This window comes from Hydrogenophaga sp. (genome assembly GCF_041633695.1).
In the GTDB taxonomy this organism is placed as follows: Bacteria; Pseudomonadota; Gammaproteobacteria; order Burkholderiales; family Burkholderiaceae_C; genus Hydrogenophaga.
The window spans coordinates 1-9,081 of the sequence record NZ_JBFJMY010000155.1; the positions used below are offsets into that span (position 1 = coordinate 1).

At 65.3% G+C, this 9,081-nt stretch carries 7 protein-coding genes; 5 read left to right on the plus strand and 2 right to left on the minus strand.

The genetic code is table 11. The annotated features are described in order from the left end of the window. Positions 1-97: 97 nt before the first annotated feature. Both ABYB95_RS11300 and ABYB95_RS11305 read left to right on the plus strand, forming a co-directional pair. Positions 98-2,380, plus strand: a complete 2,283-nt coding sequence (locus ABYB95_RS11300; protein WP_372658624.1) for a heavy metal translocating P-type ATPase — start codon at positions 98-100, stop codon at positions 2,378-2,380. Between the two features lie 33 nt (positions 2,381-2,413). After that, positions 2,414-2,821, plus strand: coding sequence for a DUF3703 domain-containing protein (locus ABYB95_RS11305; RefSeq protein WP_372658625.1), 408 nt, complete (start codon positions 2,414-2,416; stop codon positions 2,819-2,821). Here ABYB95_RS11305 and ABYB95_RS11310 read toward each other — a convergent pair. Continuing rightward, positions 2,798-3,043, minus strand: coding sequence for a hypothetical protein (locus ABYB95_RS11310; RefSeq protein ID WP_372658626.1), 246 nt, complete (start codon positions 3,041-3,043; stop codon positions 2,798-2,800). The two genes, ABYB95_RS11305 and ABYB95_RS11310, sit on opposite strands and share 24 nt — an antisense overlap. Before the next feature lie 129 nt (positions 3,044-3,172). Here ABYB95_RS11310 and ABYB95_RS11315 point away from each other — a divergent pair, with 129 nt between their 5' ends. From ABYB95_RS11315 to ABYB95_RS11325, 3 genes are all read left to right on the plus strand, one after another. After that, on the plus strand, positions 3,173-4,090 hold the full coding sequence (locus ABYB95_RS11315; RefSeq protein ID WP_372658627.1) for a LysR family transcriptional regulator: 918 nt from the start codon (positions 3,173-3,175) through the stop codon (positions 4,088-4,090). Between the two features lie 64 nt (positions 4,091-4,154). Next, positions 4,155-4,793 carry an MBL fold metallo-hydrolase gene (locus ABYB95_RS11320; RefSeq protein WP_372658628.1) on the plus strand — a complete coding sequence of 213 codons (639 nt, stop codon included), beginning with the start codon at positions 4,155-4,157 and terminating at the stop codon, positions 4,791-4,793. Positions 4,794-4,906: 113 nt separating this feature from the next. Beyond that, complete coding sequence (locus ABYB95_RS11325; RefSeq protein ID WP_372658629.1) at positions 4,907-5,581, plus strand: response regulator; 675 nt, start codon at positions 4,907-4,909, stop codon at positions 5,579-5,581. Positions 5,582-5,603: 22 nt separating this feature from the next. Here ABYB95_RS11325 and ABYB95_RS11330 read toward each other — a convergent pair whose 3' ends face one another. Further along, entirely contained in the window at positions 5,604-8,993 is a 3,390-nt protein-coding gene (locus tag ABYB95_RS11330; RefSeq protein WP_372658630.1) for an alkaline phosphatase D family protein, read from the minus strand. Positions 8,994-9,081 lie beyond the last annotated feature (88 nt).

A 9,081-nucleotide genomic window follows, 5' to 3' on the forward strand; every position in this document is an offset into this window, starting at 1 on the left:
CGACAGGAACACCCGTGGCAGCAGACAAGGCACCGATTTTCATGCCCCCATCTTAGGCGCTTGACTCTGGAGTGGCTCAAGGGTTTGTAATCCAGCCATGACATCCCATTCTTCCCGTTGCGCCGAACCCTCCGAGCTATCCGGTCCAACCGATGGTGGCTGCAGCACGGCCTGCGCCACCCCCATTCCGCTGGGCGCCGATCCGGTAGACCCCGAAAGGGCCGGTGCCGTGGTGCTCAGCATTCCCCTGATGGACTGCGCCGCCGAAGAGTCCGACATCCGCCATGCGCTGGACGGCGTGGCCGGTATCCGCAGCCTGCGCTTTCAGCTGGCGCAACGCAGCTTGACCATCGACGCGCCGCCCGAGGTGATCCCGGTCGCCATAGCCGCGGTGAACCGGGCGGGCTACCCGGCCAAACGCATGGCGCCAGGCGAGCGGCCGACCCCACACGCGGCGCACGATCACCAAGGCCACAGCCACGACCACCAGGGCCATGACCATGGCGCCAGTGGATCAGCCGGCAGCGGCATTGCCCGCTTTGCCGCTGCGCTGGCCTTTGCCGTGGGTGCCGAGTTGCTGCATTTTTTCGCACCCGAGACCATGCCTTGGCAGATCTTGGGCATGGCCTTGGCTGTTGTCGCGATTGGTCTGGCGGGCTTCTCCACCTATGCCAAGGGCCTGGCCGCGTTGCGCCATGCCCGGTTGAACATCAACGCGCTGATGACGGTGGCGGTGACCGGTGCCTTTCTCATCGGCCAGTGGCCCGAAGCGGCGATGGTGATGGCTTTGTACGCCATCGCCGAGTGGATAGAAGCGCGCGCCGTGGACCGTGCGCGCAATGCCATTCAAGGGCTGCTGAGCCTGACGCCCGAAACCGCCGAGCTGCGGCAGCCCGATGGTGGCTGGTTGCCGGTGCCTGCGGCCCAGGTGGCGCTGGACGCGGTGATCCGGGTCAAGCCGGGCGCGCGCATTGCGCTGGACGGCGTGGTGGTGGCGGGCAGCAGTGCGGTGGACCAGTCGGCGGTCACGGGTGAGAGCATCCCGGTGGACAAAAGCGGGGGCGAGGCGGTGTTCGCCGGCACCGTGAACCAGACCGGCATGCTGGAAGTGCGGGTGAACGCCGTGGCCAGCAACAGCCTGATGGCCCGCATCATCCACGCGGTGGAGCAGGCCCAGGGCAGCCGCGCACCCACGCAGCAGTTCGTCGACCGTTTCGCCCGCGTCTACACCCCGGTGGTGTTCGCGCTCGCGGTGGGCGTGGCGCTGCTGCTGCCCTGGTTGGCCGGTGTGGGCTGGACCGAGGCGCTCTACAAGGCGCTGGTGCTGCTGGTGATCGCCTGCCCCTGTGCGCTGGTGATTTCCACGCCGGTGAGCGTGGTCAGCGGCCTGGCGGCGGCGGCGCGGCGCGGCATTCTGATCAAGGGGGGTGTCTACCTGGAGAGCGCGCACAAAATCCAGGCCATCGCCTTCGACAAGACCGGCACCATCACGGAAGGCAAACCGCGCCTGGTGGCCACCGAACTGCTGGCGGCGGATGCGGACGAAGCGCAAGTCTTGCGCTGGGCGGCCGATCTGGCCGGGGCGTCCGACCACCCGGTGTCGCGCGCCATTGCCCAGGGTTTGCCGGTGGGGGCTGGTCGGGTGGCGGGTTTTAGCGCCTTGTTGGGGCGGGGCGTTGAAGCCTTGGTGGATGGTCAACGGCTGTGGCTGGGCAACCACCGGCTGATGGAAGAGCGCGGTCTGTGCAGCGCGGCCATTGAGGCGCGGCTGGCCGAACACGAAGCGCAGGGGCGCACCGTGACGCTGCTGGCCAACGAGCGCGCCGTGCTGGCGCTCTTCGCTGTGGCCGACACCATCAAACCCCGTTCACGCGAAGCGCTGGCCGAGCTGCACGCCATGGGTGTGCGCACCGTGATGCTCACCGGCGACAACACCGCCACGGCGCAAAGCATCGCGCGCGAAGCCGGCATTGCCGACGCACGCGGCAACCTGTTGCCGCAAGACAAGCTGGCCGCCATCGAAGACCTGCAGCGGCGCCACGGCCCGGTCGCCATGACCGGCGACGGCATCAACGACGCACCCGCGCTGGCCCGTGCCGATATCGGCATCGCCATGGGCGGCGCGGGCACCGACATTGCGATGGAAGCCGCCGACGTGGTGATCATGAACGACGACCTGCGCCGCATTCCCGAAACCATCCGCCTCTCGCGGCGCACGCACACGGTGCTGCGGCAGAACATCGCGCTGGCGCTGACCATCAAGGCGGTGTTTCTGGTGCTGGCGGTGTTCGACAACGCGACCATGTGGATGGCGGTGTTCGCCGACATGGGCGCCAGCCTGCTGGTGGTGGCCAATGGGCTGCGCTTGTTGCGCAAATGATCTGTGCGCGTTCAAGACCTTGAGGCCCCCAGCATGCAAGCCAACGCAGATGCCGACCCCGGTTCCGAACACGCCGTGCTGGCGCACCTGTTGCGCAGCTACCGCGACACGCCACCCGGCGACACGCCGCGCCGCTGGCTGTTGCTGGAGGCCGCCCATGTGCAGGGGCAGACCCGCATCGGTCCGCACGGGCGGGTGCATCTTCACATGCTGGCCCTGGCCTGGGAAACGCGTGCCTGGCGCGAAGTGGCCGGGCAGGTGTTTCGCCTGCTGCTGGTGCCGCTGGGCCACGCCTTGGGCCGTTTGCCGCTGGGCAATCCGGGCAGTGCACGCGTGAGCGCGTTCCAGCCCATGGCGCTCACGCCCGAGATCCGTGGCTGTTTGCAGGCGGCCCGCACCGCCGTGGCCCAAGCGGCATCAGGCCCTGCAAGGGCTGGCTGACACGGCGTCGGGCGCGCTCTTGGCGCGGCGGGTCAACCGGGCTTTGAGCCGCGCGGCGCTGCGCATGGCCAGCGATTGTTCGCAGGCCAGGCTGCGCTGGAACACCGCGTGGGTGCCGCGCCAGAAATCGTTCATGGCTTCGCGGCGCAACAGTTCGGCGCGCAGCCGCGCTTGGTCGTGCAGCAGCACCCAGGTGGCGTTGTCTAAGTGCGGTGTGGACATGGTGAGCTCCTGGTGGTGTGTCGATGCTTGTCACTTTAGGGAGTTGAGCACTGGTCGGAAACCGCTTCAAACGGATATTGGTATTGCGAAAACTGCAAAACCCATCACAATGCGCCGATGGAATTGAACATGCCGGATGTCGCCCTGTTTGTGCGGATCGCCGCGCTGGGCACGCTGTCGGCGGCGGCGCGCGAACGCAACGTGCCGGTGAGCCAGGTCACGCGCAGCCTGGTGCGGCTGGAAGCCGCTTGCGGCGTGCGCCTCTTGCACCGCAGCACGCACGGCCTGAGCCTTACCGACGAGGGCGATACCTTTCTGGCCTATGCCGCCCGCCTGCTGGAAACCACCGAAGAGCTGCAGACCGAGCTGTCCGGCAAGATCAGCGGGCCCAGCGGCTGGGTGCGGGTCTCGGTGAGTCCGGTGATCGCGCAGTTGGTGGTCGTGCCCAGTCTGAATGGCTTGTACCAGCGCCACCCGCAACTGCATGTGGATCTGTGCGCCGACGACCGCATGGTCGACATGGCGCGCGAAGGCATCGACATCGCCATCCGCACCGGCACGCTGCTCAGCGAGACCCTGGTGGCGCGGCAGATCGGCCGTTCCAGCCGTTCTCTGTATGCATCACCCGCCTACCTGGCGCGCTGCGGCGCACCGCGCAACGCCGACGATCTGGCCGCACACCATGTGATTGCCAGCAGCGCCTACCCGGTGCTCAACCGCTGGGTCACCAGTGCTGGCGCGAAACGGGGTGACAAAGGCGCTGACATACAGGTGAGCGGGCAGACCCGCACCGACAATTCCAGCGTCATGCTCAACCTGGTGCAACAAGGCGTGGGCATCGGACGCCTGATGGATTTGCTGGCCCGCCCGCTGGTGGCCCGTGGCGAGCTGGTCCGGGTCCTGGCCGGCCAATTCGACTCGCCCTGTGTGCCCATTTATGCGGTGATGCTACAAGAGCGCCACCGCCTGCCCAAAATCCGCGCCTGCATAGACCACTGGGCGCAATGGCTGGCGCAGATGGAAGCGGCTTCGGCCTCGGTGGCTTGACGCGCAGGCCGCCCGACTTGCGCGCTCGCTAACATCGCAGCTTCGCGCCAGAAACACCAGGACCATGCTCCAGTACCTCACCGTTCCCGTCACCGCCTTTGCCCAGAACTGCTCCATCGTCTGGTGCGACCAAACGATGGACGCGGCCATCATCGACCCGGGTGGCGATCTGGACCGCTTGCTGGTCGAAGTGAAACGCTTGCACCTGAACCTCCAGGCGATCTGGCTCACCCACGCCCACATCGACCACGCCGGCGGCACGGCCGAGCTGGCCGAGCGCCTGCAGCTGCCCATCATCGGCCCGCACCCGGGCGACCAGTTCTGGATCGACGGCTTGGCGCAGCAAAGCCAGATGTTCGGCTTCCCCCACGCCGACCCCTTCACCCCCACGCGCTGGCTGCAAGACGGCGACTCGGTGCAAATCGGGCAGAGCACGCTGGCCGTGCGGCATTGCCCCGGGCACACACCCGGCCACGTGGTGTTCCATTCGGCCGAGGCGCAACGCGCCTTCGTGGGCGACGTGCTGTTTGCAGGCGGCATCGGCCGCACCGACTTCCCGCAGGGCAACCACCAGCAGTTGCTCGACAGCATCAAAGAGCGGCTGTGGCCCATGGGCGACGCAACCGTGTTCATCCCCGGGCACGGGCCGGAAAGCACGTTCGGGCACGAGCGGCGCTTCAATCCCTATGTGGGAACCCCCTGACGGTTGGTGAAGCGGCGGTGTACAGGGGGCTCGGGTTCTGTTAACTTTCTGCCGCATGCGCGAGGCTCGCCAAAGGGTGGGTTGCCGTGCTCACCGTGTAAGGGAGTTGGGCCATGCGCATTTTGCTGGTGGACGATCATCCGATTTTTCGGCATGGTTTGACGATGCTGTTGTCGGGTTTGCGGCCCGAGTTGCAGATCGACCAGTGTGCCCACCCCGAACATTTGCCCGGCTTGTTGCTCCAACGCGGTGGCGAAGCGTTCGCCCTTGCGCTGCTGGATCTGCACATGCCGGGTTTTGAGGGTTTGCAGGCGCTGACCAACTTTCGCGAGTTGGCGCCTGGTGTGCCTGTGGTGGTGCTGTCGGGCAATGAAGATCCGCTCACGGTTCAAGCCTGCATCGACCACGGGGCATGGGGCTACGTGCCGAAGTCGGCCGACCCCGAAGTGTTGGTGAGCGCCATGGAGCGCATTCTGGGCGGCGGGGTTTGGTTGCCCAACAGCAGCCTGCGCATCGTCGACCAGGCCACCAGGCCCGTGCAAGCATCGGCCCAAGGCTGGACCCAAATGCGGTTGCCGATCACGCTGCGCCAGCGCGACGTGTTGCAACGCGTGGTGCAGGGCAAGACCAACAAGGTCATTGGCCGGGAATTGGGCATTTCCGATGGCACGGTGAAAACGCACCTGGCCCACGTGATGGCCATGCTGGGTGTGAATACGCGCACGCAGATCGTGTACGAGCTCGCGCGCCAAGGTATCCGCGTGGATCAAATCGCCTTGGGCCCTTGACGACCGCGCTGGTGTTGGATGCTTAGACCGTGAACACCGCCGTGCTTGCTGTGTTTGATGGCAGCAAGCCTTGCTCGAATACCTGCAATTCTCGGTGTACCGAGATTTTGAAACCTGCGGCGGTACACCCCACGGTGATGTGCGCCAGGCCGCTACCGACACGCGGTTCGCCGTTTTGCGGCACGACCAGCTCCAGCGCTTGGCCAGCCACCGCCAAAGGCTCGTCCAGCCACAGGTGTTCGGGACAGCTGTTCACGTAAGGCATGGGGGCGTACAAAGGCGGCACCACCACGGCGGCACCCACCACGGTGCTATGCGTTTCGCTCCCCACCCGTATCTGCAAAGCCACGCTCACGTGGTAGTCGCCCGAGACCAGCAAAAAGCGGTGCGGAGTCCCCACGCAGCGGCGCACCAACATGTCCAGTGCGCGTTGGCGTTGGTCGGGCGCGCTCTGCCAGGTGTCCATCGCCCCTGGGTTGGCGGGGTCGGCGTCGGCATGCAGACCAGGCAGGAGCACGGAACCGGTCACCACGACGTTCAAGACATCTTTGGAGCCTGCACACAACCACCGCTGGAGGTCGTTGAAGGTTTGGTTCACGACGACCTCGGGCAAGCCACGGTGGCGCCGTTGGCGTGTGTCGATCACGAAGACGCGGACCGGCCCAAAGTTGCCGACGCCATACTGGTGTGCATGCTTCTTCTTTCCGGTCGCGAACGGCCCTTGCAGTCTTTGAAAACTGCGCATTGAGGCCCGAGCCCATGTGGCCCATGCACCGTTCACCCCGCGAAAGGAGCCTTCGTAGCCCCAGTCCGGCCAGGCACGGATATGCAACGGCGCTGCATGGGGGTAGTTGTTGGTCCACTCGTGGTCGTCGGGCGTCATGAAGGTCGGCATATGGGCCAGGAAGCGGCGCATGGGCGCAGCGGTCAATGCGGTCTCGTAGCGTTCGAGGTAGCGCTCCACCGGGCTGGTGGGATCCACCAGGCCCGCAGTGGCGTCGGCATAGATTTGATCGCCAACGAGTAGGGCGAACGCGGGCGCCTTGCGGTCTCTTGCGTTTTGCACATGGGCCAAGGCCTCATCGATGCGGTTCCGGTCTACGGTAAGGCCGGGGTGCCGACAGCAACTGGCCAGAAACGAAACACCATGGCTTGGACCTGGCTCGGCGTTGGACAACAGCGCATGGCAGGTGGCGACCGGCACCGAGAAGGCCACGCGCTCTAGAACCGAGGCCCTTTTTCGCAAGCCATCCAATTCGGCCACTTGGTTGTGCGCGTCTACCTCCGCTTGATCAGCGGCCAGCGCTTGGGCGATCTGGCCGTTCAGCAGGTGTTGCGCGGCCACCCATGGAAAAGCCGAGGGCAGGCGCCGTTGCCACCCGGGCGCCAGAGCCGTCTTGACCAGGTCGAGCGGACCGAGCGCGTTGGTGGAAATCCACAGCGATTGGGTGGTCGCAGGCGGGGCCAGTATTTTGTGCAGACTCATGACTTGAAACGCCAAGGCCTGGCCTGCCTGGCATGCACCAGCGTATTGCGTAGGGTGCAGGCGAACATCGATTTGCGCGCAGCGCAGGGCCACTGCCTCGGGCGCTGTACTTTCCGACATGCCAGGGTGCTTCAGCGGCACGAATTTGGCATCGGCTATATGGAGGAGAAAGCCGCCTGCGCCATCGGACCGGCGCACCAAGATGTGGGTGTCGCCGTCCTCGGTGCTGCCACCATGCAAGTCGTCGATGGCGATGGCCAGCCGCACCACCAGGTCCGTGCCTTCGCGGCGCACCCAACCGACCAAGGGGCCTACACGGGGCGCCGCCACACGCCAGCGGGCGGACGGGGAGGCGCAGACCGTCTGCGGTGGTGAACTGCCGTGAGCCTGAGAGAAAAAATCGAGCACGGGGGCGAACACGTCGCGGGCAGCGTTGTGTCCCAGCAGCACGTCCAGGTGACCGTAGCCTTTGATGATCAGTGGAGCCTCTTCTTGCGGCACACAAGATGGGCGGCGTTTCAGCCATTCAAAGGTCTTTCGCGCACCAGCGACGTCAAACAACTCGTTGTCTTCTCCGTGCAAGAGCTGGATGGGGAAGTTCAGGTGGTCGTGCAGGTTTTTGTCGTTGACGTAGCGGTTGAACCCGTCTTCATCGACGAGGCGTTCGTATTCCACAAAGCGCCTGGCATGCCCAAACAGGCGCAGATTGGCTGGACCAAAAAGCCGGTTCATGTCCTGGACCGTGCCCGGGCGCATGTTCTCGTGCTTGAACAGCGGCGCTTCGATGAAACGGATGCGTCGACAGGTGGCCAGACCGTCTTCGTCGTCGGTGAGCTTGCGTTCGGCCTCGGGCACCGGCATGCTGCTCAAGAGCCGGTCGGTCCATTGCCAGAGCAATCCGTTTTGAGCGCCTCGCACCGCAAAGGGTATGAACGGCAACACCTTCTCCAGCAAAGCGGGCAGCCACACTTTGCTGCGGGTGAGCGGCATGCCCTGGATCAGCGCATGCACCTGGCTGAACATGGCGGCACTGAGCTTGGGAATGGGCAGCCCATGGCGGCCAAGTGTTGGGTGGCTCAAGCGGCCGCTCAAGGCGGCCATCCACAAAGCCGCCGCGCCAATGCACTGGGCAAACACCGAGATTTGCAAGCAGGTGGTTTCTTCCGAGAGCCTCAATTCTGTTTGCAGGGTCTTCAGGATGTGGTCCACCGCGCACGGCACGTCGTGCTCGCCCTGCATGTCCACGGTTTGCGCCAGTTCGGCGTATCCGCTGCGCGACGACATGCGGCTGTCCAGCAGCCAGACTTCGTAGCCTTGCGCGTAGAACGCTTCCGCGAGATTGCTGCCGCAGCTGCTTTCAGGGTCTTTGTAGGTATAGCTCAAGCCCGATTGGCCAAAGGCGTGCAGCAGCAGCACCGCTTTGACCTTATGAACCCTTGGACTCTCGCCTCCTTCTTCTTCGATCAGTTGCACATCGGGAATTTGGGGCGTCTGGTCTGCGCCCAGTTGGCGGTAGCGCCACAACGGCAACGTCAAGGGCTCTGTGCTCTCCGTACCCTGGTCCGAGTTGGAGGACCCACGCGGCACTTCAAGGCGGTGCATGTCGGGCGCCAGGGCCGGCAGGCCGTTGGCGCGGCGCAGTGCCATGTCGTGCTTGTCGGCTTGGTCGGCCACCGGTCGGTCGGCGTAACTGGGCAGGCGGAAATCGTACAGCCGCGTTTTGATCGCGAAGCGCAGCGCCAACAGTGCATAGCCGCTGAGCAAGAGCAAACCGGTGGTGGTGTCCCCGCGTTGCCCCATTTGCATCGCATCCTGGTTGAAAAGGCCTTCAAAGCCCATCTTCAGTCGGCCTTTGAACAGGACTTGCTCCGACCCCGCCTGGTGAACGTGGTTGCATTTGCTGCGCACCGTGGCGTGCGCGTCCATGAGCTGCTCCCAATAGCTGGGGCGCAAGGCGGCCCGTTCGCGCGGGCGCCAACGCCGTGGCCGCATACCTAGCCACGCCCACCGGAGC

Excerpts from the sequence above, each read along its gene's own strand:
- ABYB95_RS11315 (WP_372658627.1), top strand. The coding sequence starts at position 3,173 with ATGCCGGATGTCGCCCTGTTTGTGCGGATCGCCGCGCTGGGCACGCTG.
- ABYB95_RS11330 (WP_372658630.1), bottom strand. The coding sequence starts at position 8,993 with ATGGACGCGCACGCCACGGTGCGCAGCAAATGCAACCACGTTCACCAG.
- ABYB95_RS11300 (WP_372658624.1), top strand. The coding sequence starts at position 98 with ATGACATCCCATTCTTCCCGTTGCGCCGAACCCTCCGAGCTATCCGGT.
- ABYB95_RS11310 (WP_372658626.1), bottom strand. The coding sequence starts at position 3,043 with ATGTCCACACCGCACTTAGACAACGCCACCTGGGTGCTGCTGCACGAC.
- ABYB95_RS11305 (WP_372658625.1), top strand. The coding sequence starts at position 2,414 with ATGCAAGCCAACGCAGATGCCGACCCCGGTTCCGAACACGCCGTGCTG.
- ABYB95_RS11325 (WP_372658629.1), top strand. The coding sequence starts at position 4,907 with ATGCGCATTTTGCTGGTGGACGATCATCCGATTTTTCGGCATGGTTTG.
- ABYB95_RS11320 (WP_372658628.1), top strand. The coding sequence starts at position 4,155 with ATGCTCCAGTACCTCACCGTTCCCGTCACCGCCTTTGCCCAGAACTGC.